The 19229-nt window shown below is 66.6% G+C and carries 9 protein-coding genes; 6 read left to right on the forward strand and 3 right to left on the reverse strand.

What is annotated here, in order from left to right:
- Positions 1-42 precede the first annotated feature (42 nt).
- A complete protein-coding gene (locus tag MKAN_RS22835) occupies positions 43-855 on the reverse strand; it encodes a phthiotriol/phenolphthiotriol dimycocerosates methyltransferase (RefSeq protein WP_023372250.1) in 813 nt (270 codons plus the stop codon).
- A 179-nt stretch (positions 856-1034) separates the two neighbouring features.
- Between MKAN_RS22835 and MKAN_RS22840 the strand changes: the two genes are divergently transcribed.
- The 6 genes from MKAN_RS22840 to MKAN_RS22865 all read left to right on the forward strand — a co-directional run bounded on the left by MKAN_RS22840 (position 1035) and on the right by MKAN_RS22865 (position 14424).
- Positions 1035-2219, forward strand: a complete 1185-nt coding sequence (locus tag MKAN_RS22840; protein WP_036391306.1) for an LLM class flavin-dependent oxidoreductase — start codon at positions 1035-1037, stop codon at positions 2217-2219.
- Between the two features lie 290 nt (positions 2220-2509).
- A complete protein-coding gene (locus MKAN_RS22845) occupies positions 2510-4258 on the forward strand; it encodes an AMP-binding protein (protein WP_099185098.1) in 1749 nt (582 codons plus the stop codon).
- 43 nt (positions 4259-4301) lie between these two features.
- On the forward strand, positions 4302-4892 hold the full coding sequence (locus tag MKAN_RS22850) for a chorismate--pyruvate lyase family protein (RefSeq protein ID WP_023372253.1): 591 nt from the start codon (positions 4302-4304) through the stop codon (positions 4890-4892).
- Positions 4893-4907: 15 nt separating this feature from the next.
- Positions 4908-7022, forward strand: coding sequence for a p-hydroxybenzoic acid--AMP ligase FadD22 (locus tag MKAN_RS22855; protein WP_023372254.1), 2115 nt, complete (start codon positions 4908-4910; stop codon positions 7020-7022).
- A 16-nt stretch (positions 7023-7038) separates the two neighbouring features.
- On the forward strand, positions 7039-13395 hold the full coding sequence (locus tag MKAN_RS22860) for a type I polyketide synthase (RefSeq protein WP_036444358.1): 6357 nt from the start codon (positions 7039-7041) through the stop codon (positions 13393-13395).
- Between the two features lie 333 nt (positions 13396-13728).
- Positions 13729-14424 (forward strand): LppX_LprAFG lipoprotein, encoded by a 696-nt coding sequence (locus MKAN_RS22865; RefSeq protein WP_023372256.1) that lies wholly within the window; start codon positions 13729-13731, stop codon positions 14422-14424.
- 78 nt (positions 14425-14502) lie between these two features.
- Here MKAN_RS22865 and MKAN_RS22870 read toward each other — a convergent pair whose 3' ends face one another.
- Together MKAN_RS22870 and MKAN_RS22875 are read right to left on the reverse strand one after the other, a co-directional pair.
- The gene (locus tag MKAN_RS22870) at positions 14503-16278 is read right to left on the reverse strand and encodes an IS1634 family transposase (RefSeq protein ID WP_225722803.1); all 1776 of its coding nucleotides are present in this window, start codon (positions 16276-16278) and stop codon (positions 14503-14505) included.
- A 177-nt stretch (positions 16279-16455) separates the two neighbouring features.
- On the reverse strand, positions 16456-19173 hold the full coding sequence (locus tag MKAN_RS22875) for an MMPL family transporter (RefSeq protein WP_103797944.1): 2718 nt from the start codon (positions 19171-19173) through the stop codon (positions 16456-16458).
- Between the last annotated feature and the right edge of the window lie 56 nt (positions 19174-19229).

Genomic DNA, 19229 nt, shown 5'->3' on the forward strand with positions numbered 1-19229 from the left:
TACCCGAGCAGTGCTGCGCCCCGGACCGGGCGGTTGGCCGCCTCAGTCCTTGACGAAGCAGTACATCCGGTAGGAAATATCGCCACTTTCCAGGTAACGGGACAGCTGGGTGCCTTGCACGCCGATGTATTCCCGGCCCGCGAAACGAAGGAAGGCCGGCAGATGGCGTTCGACCAGCTCCCGCGACTTCTGCGAATTCCTTTCGATGCCCCGCAACACCTCGGCGTTGATCTCCCGCTGCGACAGTTGCCGCAGCGCGGCGCCGGCCAGATCGGCCTCCCAGTCGGGGATCTCGTTGCTGGGGCGCAGGTCGGCGTAGGCGAAGTACCCTCCCGGCCGCAGCACCCGCACCACCTCGGCGAGGAAACGCCGGAAGTGCGGATAGCAGTGCGAGGCTTCGACATTGAGAACCACGTCGAAGGATCCGTCGTCGAAGGGCAGGTTTTCGGCGTCGCCTCGCACGAAATCAAGACCGGGCAGATGGTGTCGCTTCTGGCAAAGTCTGATACCGGCCGGGTTCAAGTCGAGCGCGGTGTAAGAGGCCGGCTGCAAGGTGCGTGTCAGGTAGGAGGCTCCACCGCCGTGGCCGCAACTGACCTCCAGCACCCGCTTGCCCTTCAAGTCCGCCTGGGTCGCGGTGCGGTGGTACAGGTTGATGTGGGCTCGGTTGGGTTCGTCGGATTCCTCCAGGGGCAGGGCCATTGGCGGATCTTCCTCATAGGCCCAGTTGATGAACACGATTTCGTCGGCACCGAGCCCGCGCGTCATCAGCGGATACCAGAACCGCCAAACTCGCTTGTAGATCGGGGTACTCCCGACGCGGGCAAGCAGGCTGTGGGTGGGACTGAAGGGCATGGGCAAGCAGTATGGCAGACCAGCACGATGAGCGAGCCCACGGCGGGAACGCCGCACCCTACCGAGGAGCCGGAGCCGCTGGTCCGACCCGTTGCCGGCCGTCTGACGCCGTCGGCCAGCCCGCCGGAAGCGGCCTGCTCAGGTAGCCTCCCCGGCATGTCAGTGATCAACGGCGCGGAATGCGGGCAGTGAGCGGGGGCGGATTTCGTTTCGGCTTTGTCGATTCGCTGGTGCACTCGCGGTTTCGGCCCGGCTGGCTGGCGCGGTCCAGTATGGTGGCGGCAACGCTGACCGGCGCCGATTCCTATTGGGTCGGCGACCATCTGAACGGGCTGGTGCCGCGCTCGATCGCGACGCCCGAATATCTGGGAATCGCGGCGAAACTCGTGCCCAGCGTCGACGCGAACTACGAACCGTGGACGATGCTGGGAAACCTCGCCTACGGGAGGCCCAAGCGGTTGCGGCTCGGCATATGCGTGACCGACGCCGGTCGCCGCAACCCGGCGGTCACGGCCCAGGCCGCCGCGACCCTGCAGCTGCTTACCCGGGGCAACGCCATCCTTGGCATCGGTGTCGGGGAACGGGAAGGCAACGAACCCTACGGCGTGGAGTGGACCAGACCGGTGGCGCGGTTTGAAGAAGCGCTGGCCACAATACGCGCGTTGTGGAATTCCAACGGGGAGCTTGTCTCGCGCGAATCGGCGTACTTTCCGCTGCAGAACGCCGCGTTCGAGCTGCCACCATACCGGGGAAAATGGCCGGAAATCTGGGTTGCCGCGCACGGTCCGCGGATGCTGCGGGCAACCGGACGCTACGCCGATGCCTGGGTTCCGATTGTGCTGGTGCGTCCCGGCGACTACAGCACGGCGCTCGAAGCCGTGCGCACCGCGGCATCCGACGCCGGTCGTGACCCGATGTCGATCATCCCCTCCGCGGTGCGCGGCGTGATCACCGGCCGAGATCGCGACGACGTCGAGGAGGCGCTGGACTCTGTCGTCGTGAAGATGACCGCGTTGGGGGTACCCGGTACAGCCTGGGCCCGCCACGGTGTCGAGCATCCGATGGGAGCCGACTTCGCCGGGGTCCAGGATGTGATTCCCCAAACCATGGACGAGCAGACGGTCTTGTCGTACACCGCGAAAGTCCCGCCGGCGCTCATGAAAGAGGTTGTCTTCAGCGGCACCCCCGAGGAAGTCGTCGACCAAGTAGCCCAATGGCGCGATCACGGCCTCGAGTACCTGCTGGTGATCAACGGCAGTCTGGTCAACCCCAGCTTGCGCAAGGCGGTCGCGGCGAGCCTGCCGCACGCCAAGGTGCTGCGCGGACTCAAAAAGCTGGGTGTCAGCTCGCCGAAGCGCCGCTGACCATCGGGTTAATTCTGCGCCGCGGGCACAGGGGACAAGACCTGTTATTGTCGTGGGGCCTCATCGACGTGGCATTGCGCCTCCGGGCAATCTACGAGCCGTACATGCGCCGATTCCGATTCGAAGGACACGGCAGCAAAACGTCCGTACTCTCTTCCGTCAAGAGCCGAAGGATGATCATGCAGACGAACTTGTCATTTCAGGCTGGGGGCGAGGTGGCAACGCAAACCGAACGGATCGCGGATCCGCAAGCGGTGCAATCGCCGAACGGGACCGCAACGCGATTCGCGATGAGCGAATCGTCGCTCATTGATCTGCTGCAGAAGGCAGCCGGCCAGTACCCCAACCGCGCCGCGTACAAGTTCATCGACTACGAGGTAGATCCGAAGGGATTCACCGAAACCCTCACCTGGTGGCAGGTCTATCGGCGCGCGACGATCGTAGCGGACGAGCTGAGGATCTGCGGGTCGAGCGGTGATCGGGTTGCGATATTGGCCCCGCAGGGCCTCGAATACATCGTTGCCTTCCTGGGCGCGCTGCAGGCCGGTCTGATCGCCGTTCCGCTGCCGGTACCGCAGTTCGGTATCCACGACGAACGGATTTCCGCGGCCCTGCGGGATTCCCTCCCGACGGTCATTCTGACGACGTCGTCGGTCGTCGACGAGGTCGTCAAGTATGTGCCGCATGCGCGCGCCCCGCAGGGCCGGGAACCAGTCGTCGTCGCGATCGACTCGCTGGACCTGGACTCGCCGCGGGAACTGGCCCCCGCCGCGCCCGCGCGCCCGGGCACGGCCTACATCCAGTACACATCGGGGTCGACCCGCTCGCCCGCCGGTGTTGTCCTGTCGCACAAGAACGTCATCAGCAATTGCGTACAGCTGATGTCCGATTACCTCGGGGACACGGAAAAGGTTCCGTCAACTGCGGTGTCGTGGCTGCCGTTCTATCACGACATGGGCTTGATGTTGGGTGTCATTCTCCCGATGATCAACCAGGACACCGCAGTGTTGCTGAGCCCAATGGCATTTCTGCAGCGGCCGGCCCGCTGGATGCAATTGCTGGGCAGACATCGTGGACAGATTTCCAGCGCACCGAATTTCGGGTTCGACTTGGCCGTGCGCCGAACGTCCGATGACGACATGGCCGGTCTTGATCTCGGGCACGTGCGGGCGATCGCCACCGGCGCCGAACGCGTAAACCCGGCCACGGTAAGGCGTTTCATCGACCGGTTCGCCAAGTTCAACCTCAGCCAGAGCGCGATCCGACCCTCGTACGGGCTCGCCGAGGCGACGGTGTACGTGGCGACCGCCGGACCGGGACGCCCGCCCAAGACTGTCTGTTTCGACTACCAGCATTTGGCGGCCGGCCGGGCGAAGGTCTGCGAGAGCGACGGCGATGAGGGCGCCAAGCTGGTCAGTTACGGTGCGCCGCGGGCATCCACCGTGCGGATCGTCGACCCCGACACCAGGACCGAGACTCGCGAGGGAACCGTCGGCGAGATCTGGGTGCAGGGCGACAACGTCGCCATGGGCTACTGGCGAAACCCCGAACTCACCGAGCGGACCTTCGGGGCGAAGCTCGTCGATCCCTCGGCCGGCACGCCGGTCGGCCCGTGGCTGCGGACCGGAGACCTGGGCGTCATGTTCGAGGACGAACTGTTCATCACCGGCCGTATCAAGGATCTGTTGGTGGTGGATGGGTCCAACCATTATCCCGACGACATCGAGGCGACGATCCAGGAGATCACCGGCGGCCGGGTGGTGGCGATAGCGGTGCCCGACGACAGCACCGAGCAGCTGGTCACCATCGTCGAGGTCACGACGTGGGGTCACCCCGACGACGCGGCATCGGATAGGCTGCGCACGGTCAAACGTGACGTCACGTCCGCGATATCGCGTTTGCACCGGGTACGTGTCGCGGATGTCGTTATGGTGGCTCCGGGCTCGATTCCCGTCACCACCAGCGGTAAGGTCCGACGTTCAACCTGCGTCGAGCGTTACCTGAACCAGGAATTCACCCGCGTGGACGGTGCCGCATGACGGCACATGTATGGGGGTTTGCGCGTTACCCGAGACATGGAATATGACCGACTGCACGCTATCTGAGGAAGAGATCCGAAACCTCGATCGCGATCTTCGGATACTCATCGCAACCAACGGCACCCTGACCCGGATTCTCAACGTGGTGGCCAACGAAGAGATCGTCGTGCAGATTGTCAACCAACATATCCGGCGGGCCGTACCAAAAATGGTCGAACTCGGCCAATCGGCGGAGAGCCGGGTTCTGCAACGTAATATCCTGCTCAAGGGCCGGAATTCAGGCAACGTGTTCGTGGCCGCGGAGTCGTTGGTCGCCATTGATCTGCTGCCCGCCGAAATAGTGGCGCGATTGACCAGGACGGATCATCCTATTGGCGAGGTTATGGCAGCCAGTTACATCGAGACATTCAAGGAGTCGGCCAAAGTCTGGGTCGGAGCCTCGCCCCGCTGGCTCGCTCTCGACGGATACCAGCATTCGCGCCGGAGAACCGTCGCGCGCCGCTACCGCATTTTGTCCGGCGGGCAGCCGATCATGCTCATCACCGAGTATTTCCTCCGCACCGTATTCCAAGATGTCCCGCATGAAGAAGCCGATTGCCGCCAGTTCTCGAATGTCATCACTGCGGCGCGCTAGGGCGGTCACCCACTAATGCGGAATGGCAACCTGGCCGGGTTCCTGGCTGAGCGGGCATCGGAAGCGGGATGGTACGACCGGCCCGCCTACTATGCGCCGGAGATCGTCACACACGGCCAAATCCATGACGGCGCCGCGCGACTTGCGCACGTGCTGCAACGCCGTGGCCTCGGCACCGGGGATCGCGTCCTGTTGTGCCTTCCGGATTCACCGGAGCTGGTGCAGTTATTGCTGGCGTGCCTGGCTCGTGGCGTCATGGCGTTTCTGGCGAATCCGGAGTTGCATCGCGACGACCACGCGTTTCTGGAGCGCGACACCGAGCCGGCGCTGGTCGTCACCTCGGGCCCGTTGTGCGGCCGGTTTCGCCCGTCGCGCGTGGTCGATGCCGCCGAGCTGTTGTCGGCGGCGGCGCGGGCCGAGCCGGCAGAATACGAGCAGCTCGGGCGCGATGCCGACGCATACGCGACCTATACCTCGGGTACCACCGGGCCGCCGAAAGCGGCCATCCATCGGCACGCCGACCCGCTGACATTTGTTGACGCCATGTGTCACCAGGCGCTGCGGCTCACGGCCCACGACACGGGGCTGAGTACCGCACGCATGTATTTCGCCTATGGCCTCGGTAATTCGGTCTGGTTCCCCCTTGCGACAGGCGGTTCCGCCGTCATCAATCCATTGCCGGTGGGTGCGGAAATGGCAGCCACGCTGTGCGAGAGATTCGAGCCGTCCGTGCTCTACGGCGTGCCGAATTTCTTTGCCAGAGTCGTCGACACCTGTTCTTCCGAATCTTTTCGGGCGCTCCGGTGCATCGTGTCAGCGGGCGAGGCCCTCGACATGGGACTCGCCGAGCGGCTCATCGAATTCTTCGGCGGTATCCCCATTCTTGACGGAATTGGATCGACGGAGGTGGGGCAGACCTTCGTCTCGAATACCGTCGACGAATGGCGTCCGGGAACTCTCGGAAAGGCTCTTCCGCCCTACGAGATTCGTGTTCTGGGACCGGATGGCGCACCCGCAGAACCCGGAGTGGACGGAAATCTATGGGTCCGCGGACCATCGATCGCGACCGGCTACTGGAATTGTCCCGATCCGATCCTGGAGGAGGACGGGTGGCTCGACACCCGCGACACGGTTCGCGTCGACGCCGAGGGTTGGGTTTCGTACCGTTGCCGCGCGGACGACACGGAAATCGTCGGAGCCGTCAACGTCAATCCGCGGGAAGTCGAACGACTCGTGGCCGAGCACGACGCGGTGGCTGAGGTCGCGGTTGTCGGAGTGAAGGAGTCCACCGGCGCGTCGGCACTGCAGGCATTTCTGGTGCCGACAGGCCACGCGGTCATCGACGAATCGGTGATGCGAGACATCCACCGGGGGTTGCTCACCAGACTGTCCGCATTCAAGGTGCCGCACAGACTCGCCGTCGTGGAGCGGCTTCCCCGGACCGCCAACGGAAAGTTGTTGCGGAGCGCGCTTCGTGCCGAGAGCCCGGCGAAACCGATCTGGGAACTCTCGTCGGTCCAGCCCCGGCCTGACGCTGACCCACAGCACGACAACCGGCCGGCTGCTCCGCGGACCGTCGCCGGGCACGCCGGTGAGGTGACGCTGAAGGAACGCCTGGCCGCTTTGCAGCAGGAGCGTCACCGGTTGGTGGTGGAGGCGGTGTCTGCCGAGGCCGCCAAGATGCTGGGTGAGCCGGATCCGCAGTCGCTCGATCGGGATCTTGCGTTCTCCGAGCTGGGTTTTGACTCCCAGATGACGGTCGTACTTTGTCATCGGCTGGCCGCGGCTACCGGCCTGCGGCTGCCGGAAACGGTCGGGTGGGACTACGGCTCGATATCGGGATTGGCCCAATATCTGGAGGCTGAACTGTCCGGTGGGGACCGGCGGGCAGGGGCCATGACCCTGCCGGCGAATATCGACGCGAAGGGGCGAGTCGACGAGGAATTGAAAAGAATCGATGAGCTGGTGCTGACGATCGGGGACGGCGAAAAGCAGCGCGTGGCCGACCGTTTGCGTGCCATCCTCGGCACCATCACCGACGCCGGGGATCGCTTGGGCAAACGAATCCAGGACGCCTCGACTCCCGACGAAATTTTCCAGCTGATCGATTCGGAGTTGGGCGAATCATGAAGAGGAGCAAGTGGCGATGACGACGAGCATGGAAGGCGCCGACCAGCAGAGCGAAAAGCTCTTCCGGTATCTGAAAAAGGTTGCTGTCGAGCTCGATGAGGCACGCGCGCGGCTGCGGGATTACGAACAGCGGGCCACCGAACCGGTGGCGGTGGTGGGGATCGGGTGCCGCTTTCCGGGCGGGGTCGATTCCGCGGAGAAGCTGTGGGAGGTGGTCGCCGAGGGTCGGGATCTGGTGTCGGAGTTTCCGACGGATCGCGGCTGGGATGTGGAGGGGTTGTTCGATCCGGATCCCGATGCCGAGGGCAAGACCTATACGCGGTGGGGCGCGTTCCTAGACGATGCCGCGGGTTTTGACGCCGGATTTTTCGGGATCGCCCCCGGCGAGGTGTTGGCGATGGATCCCCAGCAGCGATTGATGCTGGAGGTTTCGTGGGAGGCGTTGGAGCACGCGGGAATTGACCCGCTGTCGTTGCGGGGGTCGGCGACCGGGGTGTTCACCGGGATCTTCGCGCCCAGTTATGGCAGCAAGGAAACCGGGGGGCTGCAAGGGTACGGGTTGACCGGCACGGCGGTCAGCGTGGCCTCGGGTCGGGTTTCCTACGTGTTGGGGTTAGAAGGCCCGGCGGTGTCGGTGGACACCGCATGCTCCTCGTCGTTGGTGGCCATCCACTGGGCGATGGCGTCGTTGCGCTCGGGGGAGTGCGACTTGGCATTGGCCGGCGGGGTGACGGTGATGGGGTTGCCGTCGATCTTCGTCGGATTCAGTCGGCAGCGGGGGCTGGCGGCCGACGGTCGCTGCAAGGCGTTCGCCGCGGCGGCCGATGGGACGGGCTGGGGTGAGGGCGCCGGCGTAGTGGTCCTCGAGCGGCTCTCGGATGCGCTCCGGTTGGGGCACTCGGTGCTGGCGGTGGTGCGTGGTAGCGCCATCAATCAGGACGGCGCGTCCAATGGCTTGACCGCGCCCAACGGGCTGGCCCAACAGCGGGTCATTCGGGCGGCGTTGGGCAGTGCCGGGTTGACCGCGGCAGACGTGGACGTGGTGGAGGCCCACGGGACGGCCACCACGTTGGGTGACCCCATCGAAGCGAATGCGTTGTTGGCCACGTACGGGCAAGGCCGTCCTGAGGAGCGGCCGTTGTGGGTGGGTTCGATCAAGTCGAACATGGGTCATACCCAGGCCGCGGCGGGGGTGGCCGGGGTCATCAAGATGGTGCAGGCGATGCGGCATGGCCTGATGCCGGCGACGCTGCACGTGGATGCGCCTTCGCCGCGGGTGGATTGGGAAAGCGGCGCGGTGTCGGTGTTGACCGAGGCCCGGGACTGGCCCGTCGACGGGCGTCCGCGCCGGGCCGGAGTGTCATCGTTCGGGATCAGCGGCACCAATGCCCACGTGATCCTGGAGCAGGCTTCCGCGCCGGCCCCGGTCGCGACGGACCAAACCGCCGGGGGCGAAAAGCGGTTGTCGGTGGTGCCGTGGGTGGTGTCGGCGAGATCGGCCGAGGCGTTGACGGCGCAGGCGAGCCGGTTGGCGGCCCATGTGCAGGCCGACCCGGGATTGGAACCACTCGACGTGGGCTGCACCCTTGCCGGCAGGTCGGTGTTCGAGCATCGAGCCGTGGTGGTCGGCGCCGACCGGGAGGCGTTGATCACGGGGTTGACCAGCGTGGCCGATGGTGACCCGGGCGCCGGCGTCGCGGTGGGTCAAGCGGGTCCGGTGGGCAAGACGGTGGTGGTGTTTCCCGGGCAGGGCTCCCAGCGCCTCGGGATGGGGCGCGAGTTGTACGACCGGCTGCCGGTGTTCGCCGAAGCATTCGACGAGGTGGCCGATGAGTTGGATCAGCATCTGAGATTGCCGCTGCGCGAAGTTGTCTGGGGTGGCGATGCGGCGTTGCTGGACACCACCGAGTTTGCTCAGCCGGCGCTGTTCGCGGTCGAGGTGGCGTTGTTCGCGGTGTTGCGGCACTGGGGTGTGCAGCCCGATTTCGTGATGGGCCACTCGGTGGGGGAGCTGTCGGCGGCGTACGTGGCCGGGGTGTTGACGCTGGCGGACGCGGCAATGTTGGTTGTGGCGCGGGGGCGGCTGATGCAGGCGCTGCCGGCGGGTGGGGCGATGGTGGCGGTGGCCGCCTCCGAAAAAGAGGTGGCCGACGAGGTGATGCCGTTGCTGGGCGAGGGGGTGGGCATCGCCGCGATCAATGCGCCCGCATCGGTGACCATCTCCGGTGCCGAGGCCGCTGTGAGCGCGATTGCGGATCGCTTTGCCGAGCAGGGTCGGCGGGTGCACCGGTTGGCGGTGTCGCATGCCTTTCATTCGCCGCTGATGGAGCCGATGCTCGACGAGTTCGCGCGGATTGTGGCCCGATTGGAGCCGCGGACGCCGCAAATCGGCCTGGTGTCGAACGTTACGGGCGAATTAGCCAGCGCCACAGGTGATTTCGGGTCAGCACCGTATTGGGTCGACCATGTCCGGCGCCCGGTGCGTTTTGCCGACAGCGCGCGCCATGTCCAGCAGCTCGGGGCGACACACTTCATCGAGGTCGGTCCCGGCAGTGGTTTGACGAGCTCCATCGAGCAGTCGTTGGCCCCGGCTGAGGCGTTCGTGGTGTCGATGCTCGGCAAAGACCGTCCCGAGTTGGCGGCTGCGCTGGGTGCGGCCGGCCAGTTGTTCACCACTGGTGTGCCGGTGGATTGGCCGGCGGTGTTCGCCGGCTCGGGTGGGCGGCGCGTCGACTTGCCCACGTACGCCTTTCAGCGACGGCGGTTTTGGGAGACGCCGGGCGGCGACGGGCCCGCCGACGCGGTCGGTCTGGGTCTGGGCCCGACCGAACACGCGTTGTTGGGTGCGGTGGTCGAGCGGCCCGACTCCGACGGAGTGGTATTGACGGGCCGGTTGTCGTTGGCCGATCAACCATGGCTGGCCGATCACGTCGTCGGCGGGGTGGTGCTCTTCCCCGGGGCGGGTTTTGTGGAGTTGGTCATCCGCGCCGGCGACGAGGTCGGCTGTGCGGTCATCGACGAGCTGATCCTGGCCGCGCCGCTGGTGATGCACCCCGGCGCGGGGGTCAAGGTGCAGGTGGTGGTCGGCGCCGCCGATGACGCGGGAACCCGGGCGGTGTCGGTGTATTCCCGCGGTGACCACTGCGACGGGGAATGGTTGCTGCATGCCATGGGCACCCTCGGGGAGAGCCCCGCGCAGGCCTCGGCGGACTTGTCGGTGTGGCCGCCGGAGGGTGCCGAGATTGTCGATATTTCCGACGGGTACGAACGGTTGGCCGCCCGCGGTTACGCCTACGGCAAGGCATTCCAGGGGCTGGTGGCGGTCTGGCGGCGCGAGTCGGAGCTGTTCGCCGAGGTGGTTGCTCCAGCGCAGCACGGGGTGGCGGTCGAGGGGATGGGGATGCACCCGGCCGTGCTGGACGCGGTGCTGCATGCCCTGGGATTGGCTATCGAGACCACCGAGACGATGCTGCCGTTCTGCTGGCGCGGGGTGTCGCTGCACGCCGGCGGCGCCGGGCGGGTACGGGCCCGTCTCGCCTCGGCAGGCGCCGACGCGATTTCGGTCGAGATCGCCGATGCCGAGGGGCTGCCGGTGCTGACGGTCGGCGCCCTGGTGACCCGGGCGACGACGGCCGAGCAGTTACGGGCCGCGGTGAACGCGGCCGGCCGCGGGCCGGACCAGGGACCGCTGGAAGTGGTCTGGTCACCAATACCGTTGAACCACAACAGTATTGAAGACTCTGACGAACCCGCGGTGCTGTCGGCGCTGTCTTGGGAGGACTATTGCGCCGCTGATGCGGGTACGCCGGCGGGCGCCAACGGCAATGGCGCCGGCGCCGGCGATGCCGCCGTGGTGGTGTGGGAGTGCGGTTCTGTCGGCGCGGATGCGGTGGGTTCGACGTATGCGGCCACCCACGCCGGCTTGCAGGTGTTGCAGTCCTGGCTGGGCACCGACCGGGCCGGCACCTTGGTGGTACTGACCCGCGGCGCCGTGGGATTGCCCGGCGAGGATGTCAGCGATCTGGCTGCCGCAGCGGTATGGGGTCTGGTTCGTTCGGCACAGGCCGAACAACCCGGCCGGATCGTGTTGGTCGACGCCGACGCACCGGTGGATGCTGTGGCGCTGGCCGCCGTCGGCGAACCCCAACTGGTGGTGCGCGGCGGCGTGGTGCACAACGCCCGGCTGGCCCCGGCGCCGCCGTTGCTGGCGCTGCCCGCCGAAGAGGCGTGGCGGTTGGCCGCCGGTGGCGGCGGGACCCTGGAGGATCTGGTGATCGAGCCGTGCCCGGAGGCCCTGGCACCGCTGCAGGCAGGGCAGGTACGGGTGGCCGTGGCGGCCGTCGGGGTCAATTTCCGCGATGTGGTGGCCGCGTTGGGGATGTATCCGGGCCAGGCGCCACCGCTGGGTGCCGAAGGTGCCGGAGTGGTGATCGAGACCGGTCCCGAGGTAACCGGTGTGGCCGTCGGCGACGCGGTGATGGGCTTCCTGGGTGGTGCCGGCCCGCTGGCGGTGGTGGACCAGCAACTGGTTGTCCGGGCACCCCACGGCTGGTCGTTCGCGGAGGCCGCGGCTGTGCCGGTGGTGTTCTTGACGGCATTGTTCGGGTTGTCGGATCTGGCCGAGATCAAGGGGGGCGAATCGGTGCTCATCCACGCCGGCACCGGCGGCGTGGGCATGGCGGCGGTGCAGCTGGCTCGCCACTGGGGAGTGGAAGTTTTCGTCACCGCCAGCCGCGGCAAATGGGACACATTGCGCGCCATGGGGTTCGACGACGACCATATCGGCGATTCCCGCACCTGTGAGTTCGAGGAAAAGTTCTTGGCGGTCACCGAAGGCCGCGGGGTCGACGTGGTGCTCGACTCGCTGGCCGGCGAGTTCGTGGACGCTTCGCTGCGTTTGCTGGTCCGCGGCGGGCGGTTCCTCGAGATGGGCAAGACCGATATCCGCGATCCGCAGAAGATCGCCGCCAACTATCCGGGCGTGCGGTATCGGGCGTTTGACCTGTCGGAGGCCGGTCCGGTGCGCATGCAGGCGATGCTTCGTGAGGTGAAGGAGCTGTTCGACACCCAGGTGTTGCATCGGCTGCCGGTCAGCACCTGGGATGTGCGCTGCGCGCCGGCGGCATTCCGGTTCATGAGCCAGGCCCGCCATATCGGCAAGGTGGTGTTGACCATGCCCTCGGCGTTGGCCGACGGGCTCGCCGACGGCACCGTGCTGATCACCGGTGCCACCGGGATGGTCGGTGCGGTACTGGCCCGCCACCTGGTCAGCGCCTACAGGGTGCGTCATGTGGTGCTGGCCAGTCGGCGCGGCGATCGCGCCGCGGGGGCTGCCGAGCTGGCCGCCGAGTTGGCGGACGCGGGTGCCCGGGTGCAGGTGGTGGCCTGCGACGTGGCCGATCGGGACGCGGTCGCAGGCTTGTTCACGCAGCTTGCGGCGGAGTGGCCGCCGGTGCGCGGGGTGATTCACGCCGCGGGTGTGGTAGACGACGCGGTGATCAGCTCGCTGACGCCGGACCGGATCGACACGGTGTTGCGGGCCAAGGTGGACGCGGCCTGGAACCTGCACGAGGCCACCCGGGGTCTGGATTTGTCGATGTTTGTGCTGTGCTCCTCGATCGCGGCAACGGTGGGCTCTCCGGGGCAGGGCAACTATTCGGCGGCGAACGCGTTCCTGGACGGATTGGCCGCTCACCGGCAGGCCGCGGGCCTGGCGGGAACATCGCTGGCGTGGGGGTTGTGGGAGCAAACCAGCGCCATCACCGCTCATTTGAGTGAGCGTGATCTTGCCCGGATGAGCCGTAGCGGGCTGGTCGCCATGAGCCCGGAGCAGGCGCTGGAGTTGTTTGACGCCGCGCTGACGATCGATCACCCCGTCATGGTCGCGACCCGCCTGGACCGGGCCGCACTCAACGCCCGGGCCCAGGCCGGCGGCTTGCCGGCACTGTTCAGCGGGCTCGCCCGCCGCCCCCGGCGACGTCAAATCGACGACACCGCAGATGCCACCCAATCGAAGTCGGCGCTCGCCCAACGCCTCCACGGGCTGGCCCCCGAGGAGCAACACGGCCTGCTGGTGGGGATAGTGCGGGCGCAGGCCGCGGCGGTGCTGGGTCGTCCCGCTCCCGAGGACATCGACCCCGACAGCGGGTTCCAGGACCTGGGCTTCGACTCGCTGACCGCCGTCGAGCTACGCAACCGTCTCAAGAACGCCACCGGGCTGACCCTGCCGCCCACCGTGATCTTGGACCACCCCACCCCGACCGCCGTCGCCGACTACATCGCCCGGCAAATCCGTCCCGAGTCCAATGGTGACCAGTCACCGCATGCCGAACGTGACGAAGAGGACGAAGAGAAGGTGTCGGTCCATGCGTAGCGCGGTGCGGCCGGCACCGGCAGGGTCGCGGCATCGGCCCGTCAGCACCCGGGTACCGATGACCCGTCATGACGTTCGGATGCCGGATTGGCCACGGCCGCCCGGGCGGTTCCGTGCCGGGCTAGTGTGGACGCACCGAATCTATAGTCGGCTGGGTTGACCAGGCCGACACACGGCGGATCACGGGGGCCGGAGAGGGCCGGGACAGGGCGCCGAACCGGTGAACGTCGTCGCTGCCTTGCTGCGCTGTGGTGGCTTGACTGGTCTGCGTGTTGGGTCGGTGCCGCACGCGTCGCGGGCGGTTCGGGCGAAACATCATCGAGAGGATGAGCAATGAACGATCGGAAACCGCCGGTGACTTTCGCCCTTATGGCGGCGGTGGCGGCCGGGCTGATGCTCTGGCTACCTGGCTGCGCCGCTGACAAACCCGAATCCGAGGCGCACAGTTCGGTCAGCACGACGAGCGACCCCGCACTGGTGGCCGAGGTCAAGCAGTCGCTCGAGGCGACAAAGGCCTTGACGAGCGTCCACCTGGCGATTCGAACATCCGGGAAAGTCGACAGCTTGCTCGGTATCACCAGCGCCGACGTCGATGTCCGGGCCAATCCGCTCGCCGCGAAGGGTGTGTGCACCTATCAGGGCCAGCCGGACGTCCCGTTCCGCACCAAGGACGACAACATCTCGGTGAAGCTGTTCGATGACTGGACCAACCTGGGCTCCGTGTCCGAGTTGGCAGCCTCACGGGTGGTTGATCCCAGCAACGGGGTGGCGAAGGTGCTCTCGGGTATCACCAATCTGCAGTCGCAAGGCTCGGAGGTGATCGACGGAATTCCCACCACCAAGATCAGCGGAACCGTCCCGACGGACACCGTCAAGATGTTGGATCCTGCGGCCAGGCAGCCGAGGCCGGCTACCGTGTGGATCGCCTCGGACGGTTCGCACCGCCTCGTGCGGGCAACCATCGACATCGGGTCCGGTTCGGTCGAGCTGACCCTGTCGAAATGGAACGAACCCCTCAACGTCGACTAGTCCGAAGTTGCGACCGTCTGGATAGGTGATTCGGGCTTTGACGTGGGGTTTTGTTGGTTTTGGGTGTTTTAGGTCTGACTACGCCGCGATGGTGAGGGGGATGGTGGCCTTGATGAGGTCGAAGGCGCGGCGTTGGTCGTGGGTGGGTTCGGTGAGAGTCTCGATTTCGATGTTGGTGTCCTGGTAGCGGATTCGGTTGCGGGTCAAGGTGGCCAGGTGATCGAGCAGAGCGCGGAAGCTGCGCAGTGGAGTGGCGTCGGTGGTTTGGTGGCGAGATGCTTTGGTGTGCGCATGTGGTGAGCGTTGTGCGGGTGCGACGGGGTTGTCGCGGGTTGGTGGGTGTTCGTCGGTGTAGGTCAGCGGCGCCCAGGCTTTGCGTAAGTGCCAGGTCACATAGCAGGCCAGCAGGCAGATCAGTACGTGGGCTTTGACGCGCTCAGACAGCCGGTGGTGGATGGGGCGTAGGTCGAGGTCGTCGGTTTTGATGCTGCGGAAGTCGCGTTCGACATAGGCCAGGTTCTTATACCCGGTGACCACCGCGGGGGCGTCGAGGTCGGTGGCGGGCACCGAGGTGCGCAGGACGTAGATGCCGTCGAGGGCGGCTTCGGCGGTGATGGCTGCGTGGTCGCGTTCATAGGCGAAGCTGGTGTCTGTGATGGTGCGGTGAAAGTGCTTGCTTACCTTGTATTTGTTGACGATCTGCCCGACAGCTTCGCCGATCTTGCCGGCCCCGGCCAGGCTGCCGCGCTCGACCCGTTCGGCGATACGCGCTAGGGCGGTCTCGGTGGCGGCCAGCAGTTCGTTGCGTTTGCGGGCCCGTTCAGCGGCCAGGGCGGGGTTGCGGCAGGCGATCAGCCGTTCGTGTGGGTAGTCGGGGTGGGTGATCTCGGCCAGGTCGTGGGTATCGAACAGGCTCATCTGCAGCGGCCCGTCGTCGGCGGCCAGTTTGGTAATCGCTGGAGCGCGCAGCGCGGTGATCCACCCGAAATCGGTTCCGGTGTCGTTGAGTTCTTTGATCGCGGCGATGCGAGCGGCGGTGATCATGCCGCGATCGCCGACTAGCACCAGCCGATCCAGCCCGAAGCCGGTGCGGATGACCTCCACGATGTCGGTGAAGGCGACCGGATCGGCGGTATCACCGGCAAAGACCCGCACCGCCACCGGCCGGCCGGCAGGGTCGGTGAGCACCCCGTATTCGATTTGCGGTAAGCCCTTTTTGCGGTCGCGGGAATAGCCGCGCTTGGCCAGCTGGCAATGCCGGCCCGTCACCCACGATGAGGTCAGGTCAAACAATGCCATCCGTGACGGATTGGCTTCTGGACCAAGGTGTTTAGCGGCGAGCCTCTTTTCGATGCCGTCTTGGCGGTCGCTGAGCCAGTCCATCGCCGCATAGATCTCGTCGGTGGAAGCGCCGGCGATCTGCAGGTCTGCGCCCAGGGTGCAATCGGCCCAGCGCGACAGCGTCGAGAGCTTGGATGCCGGATGGATCACCCGCGAGACGATCAGCCCGTAGACCAGATCGCGGGACCGACACGGCGACCCCAGCAGCGCGGGCAGTCCCAGCTGGCGGGCCATCGCCGCGACCGCGGCCACATGCCCATGCGGCAACGCGCGTAGCACCGTCACCTCCTGACCAGCGGGCACCAGGCTGTGTCCTTTCAGCGTCGCCTCCAGTGCGGCGATCGCCGCCTCGGGCAACATCGACAAGTTGGCCACGGTCTCGTTGCGCACCTTGGGCCCGTCGCGGAAGGTGCGGCGCAACAGCACCGACTGATAGACGCGCTGTTTGCCCTGCTTATCCACATGCGTCTTTTTAACTCTGACTACGTGAGCTTTGCCCTGGTTGCGCGGCATACGAAGCATCATAGCCTGATTACGCCGATCAGATACGAATGACACGCACATATTCGTGACTACATATCAGCACGAGACAACAGCCCATAGCGCCAGCTCAGAACACTAATCCCCAGTCAGAACCCGTCGTAACTTCCGACTAGTAAGTCGACTAGCAACGCTGGGGGCCAATGCGTTTCAGCTGTCCGCTGCGGGCTCGACGACCGGCGGCTGCTCGGCCGGCCGCTGAGTGCGGCCCCTGCGGATCACGGCCGCGATGCACACGCGTACCGCCACGGTCAGCACGCCCAGCCCGATCAGCACAACGGTACCGATCTGGGTGAGAGCGCCGGGGGAAGCGGCCGACACCAACAGCAGGCCGCCGGCGAAAACGGCACCAAGGCCGGTGAGCGGGGCGACGGCGCTCGGGAGCGTCACGGTCCCCGCAGGCTCGGTGGCGAGAAGTGTGGCGACGAGACGCGGGACGCCGACTGCGGCGAGGATGGCGAACGACACCAGCGGAACCGCGGCCTGCAGCTCGCGATCCAGTAGGTGTTGCCACAGCACCACCGAAATCCCCAGCGCGGCAAGGTAGGACGCCGCCACCACCAGGGCGGCCGCCAGTCCGGGGACCGCGCCGCGCCACAGGCCGATCAGGGCTGCCACCGCGAGCATCGTCACGGCCAGCAGCACGGCATCATGGGTGAGGGCACCGCGGACGGATGCGGCTACCTGCGCGGCCCCGGCGACCGTGATCTGACTGTCGACAAGGCTGCCGTACTTCATCGCCGCGCCCGCGGCTAGTTGGAGCGACTGCACGCGCCCCGCCGCGTCGAGGTCCAGACCGTTCCCGTCGGAATAGACGAACAGCCGGGTCGCCGTGCCGTCCGGCGAGAACATCGACTGCCGCACATGCTGATACGACGGGTCCGCCAGGTCCTTGCGGGTGAGGTGGAAGCCGCCCTCGCCGGTGTCGGCGAAATCGACGGAGATGTTCTTCAGGAACGCCGACACCTGCACGAGTTGCGGCAGAATCTCCTGGATGCTCAATTCGAGCTTGGGCACGAAGGAGCGCAGCTGGCCCAGCGTAGACCGCATTTCCGCCACCACGTGCGGTGTCGAGGCGAAAGCACCCATCGTTTGGCTCGATACCGCGGCAATGCGGTCGGCGCCGTTGGTCAGTGCGGCCACATTTGCGACCACCAGGTCGAGGGGCCCGACGACCTGGCGCGCGGCCGAGCACAGCTGCTCGTCGGGACAATACGCAGCACCGGTGATCATCTCCCGCAACGGGTTCAGGTATTGCGAAACCTCCGTAGCTTTGCCCCGCAGCGTCTGCGTGACAGAGAGGACGCGGTTGATGTTCTGCTGTATCTGATTCGCTCCGGCGAGACCGATTCTCACGCTGTTGTCCAGCTCGTCGACCGCGGCGCTGACCTGATCGATCGTGGCTCCCAGAGACTTGATGGCATTCAGCTGCGGCATGAACGACCCGGCCCCCCGGTTCAACTGATCGGAGAGCTTTCCCGCGGCGGAGGTGAGCGAGGCGTCGGCCCACGGGACACCGGCCGGCCATGCCGCCGACTCCACCTTGCGTACCCCGGGAATCTCCATCAGTCGGTGGCTGAGTTGATCGATGGCGATGAGCCCTGCCGGCTGGCGAAGATCCGCGGCGGAGTTGACCACCACCACGTCGGGCAGGGGATTACCGGGCAGCAGTCGCGCGGCGCTGGTCCCGGGTGGGTTTGCCCGGGAGTCGCCGATACCGCAGCGCATTCCGACGACGGGTAGCGCGCAGATCGCCAGCACCACGGCAGCCACGGCAATGGGATTGGAGAAGCCGGGTTTCGGCAACCGGCCTGCCCAGCCGACACCGCCGGTCTGCGGCACTGACAGCCCCCGAGGCGCGGCGAAGCCGAGCAAGATAGGCAGAAGTGTCAACGAAACCGCAAGTGCCACCGCAACATCCGGCGCGGCGGTGCCGACGCTGTGCAGCGCGGGCGTTCGCGCAAGCAGCAGCGGGCCGGTGACCAGTGCGACGCACGCTCCGGGCAGGGCCAACCGGGGCAGCAGGGCGCGATATGTGCGCCGGTCCGTCACCGCAACAATGCCGTCGGGCCGGAGCCGGGCAGCCAGCAGGGTGGCCGCCGTAATGATGGCGATCGTCAAGACGAAGGCCAGGGTCCCGGAAAACACCGACAAGGCCGTGCTGCTTCGCGGCACCATCGCGGCGAGCGGCCACGCCACCGCCACCGAGACCCCGGTGGCCAGCAACACCATCGCCACCGAACGGGGGGACTGTCGCGAGCGCAGCAGGAGCAGCACGGCGATGAGCGCCGCGGCGGCCGCGATCACCGCACCCTGCCACACCTGCATGCGCAGCGGGATGTGGTTGATGGCCTCCGGGCCCACCACGCGGGCGCGAAGCCCTGGACTCGGCGGTAGCTTGCGCACCACCGCTCGGGCCGCATCGAACGATTCGCGCGCCTTGTCGCTACCGACCTCGCCCACCAGCCACACCATCGCGACGCCGGAGCGGCCGTCGGGGCTGGTTCCCAGCGGCGCGGTAAGGGGGTCCGACCACCAGTCGAGGACCGATCCGACGTGGGCGGTGTCGGCGCGCAGTGCACTCACCGCGGCGTCATAGTAATGCTGGTCGGCCGGCCCGAGCTGGTCGCGGCCGTCGACCACCAGGTAGGCGATGGCGTTGGTGCCGCTGCCCGGGAACCATTGCGCGATCCGGCTCGTGGCTGCCGCCGTCTTGGCGTCCGGGGGCAGCAGCGCCGAGGCGGTATCGCCGGGTTTCGCGTGCGTCAGCGCAAGAACCACATTCGCGATCACCGCTGCCGCAATCCAGGCGGCGACGACAAGTAGGGGGGCGAGCCGAGATCGCCTATGGCTCTCGTCGCCTGGCACCCTCGCGATCGTACTGACGTCGGTGTCCGGGCACGACGTTTTCACACGGATGTACC

The organism is Mycobacterium kansasii ATCC 12478 (genome assembly GCF_000157895.3).
GTDB classification, from domain to species: domain Bacteria; phylum Actinomycetota; class Actinomycetes; order Mycobacteriales; family Mycobacteriaceae; genus Mycobacterium; species Mycobacterium kansasii.

Bases quoted from the DNA above. Each gene is read 5' to 3' on its own strand.
- MKAN_RS22835 (WP_023372250.1), bottom strand. From the start codon at position 855: ATGCCCTTCAGTCCCACCCACAGCCTGCTTGCCCGCGTCGGGAGTACC.
- MKAN_RS22850 (WP_023372253.1), top strand. From the start codon at position 4,302: ATGACCGACTGCACGCTATCTGAGGAAGAGATCCGAAACCTCGATCGC.
- MKAN_RS22840 (WP_036391306.1), top strand. From the start codon at position 1,035: ATGCGGGCAGTGAGCGGGGGCGGATTTCGTTTCGGCTTTGTCGATTCG.
- MKAN_RS22855 (WP_023372254.1), top strand. From the start codon at position 4,908: ATGCGGAATGGCAACCTGGCCGGGTTCCTGGCTGAGCGGGCATCGGAA.
- MKAN_RS22845 (WP_099185098.1), top strand. From the start codon at position 2,510: ATGAGCGAATCGTCGCTCATTGATCTGCTGCAGAAGGCAGCCGGCCAG.
- MKAN_RS22870 (WP_225722803.1), bottom strand. From the start codon at position 16,278: ATGCCGCGCAACCAGGGCAAAGCTCACGTAGTCAGAGTTAAAAAGACG.
- MKAN_RS22860 (WP_036444358.1), top strand. From the start codon at position 7,039: ATGACGACGAGCATGGAAGGCGCCGACCAGCAGAGCGAAAAGCTCTTC.
- MKAN_RS22865 (WP_023372256.1), top strand. From the start codon at position 13,729: ATGAACGATCGGAAACCGCCGGTGACTTTCGCCCTTATGGCGGCGGTG.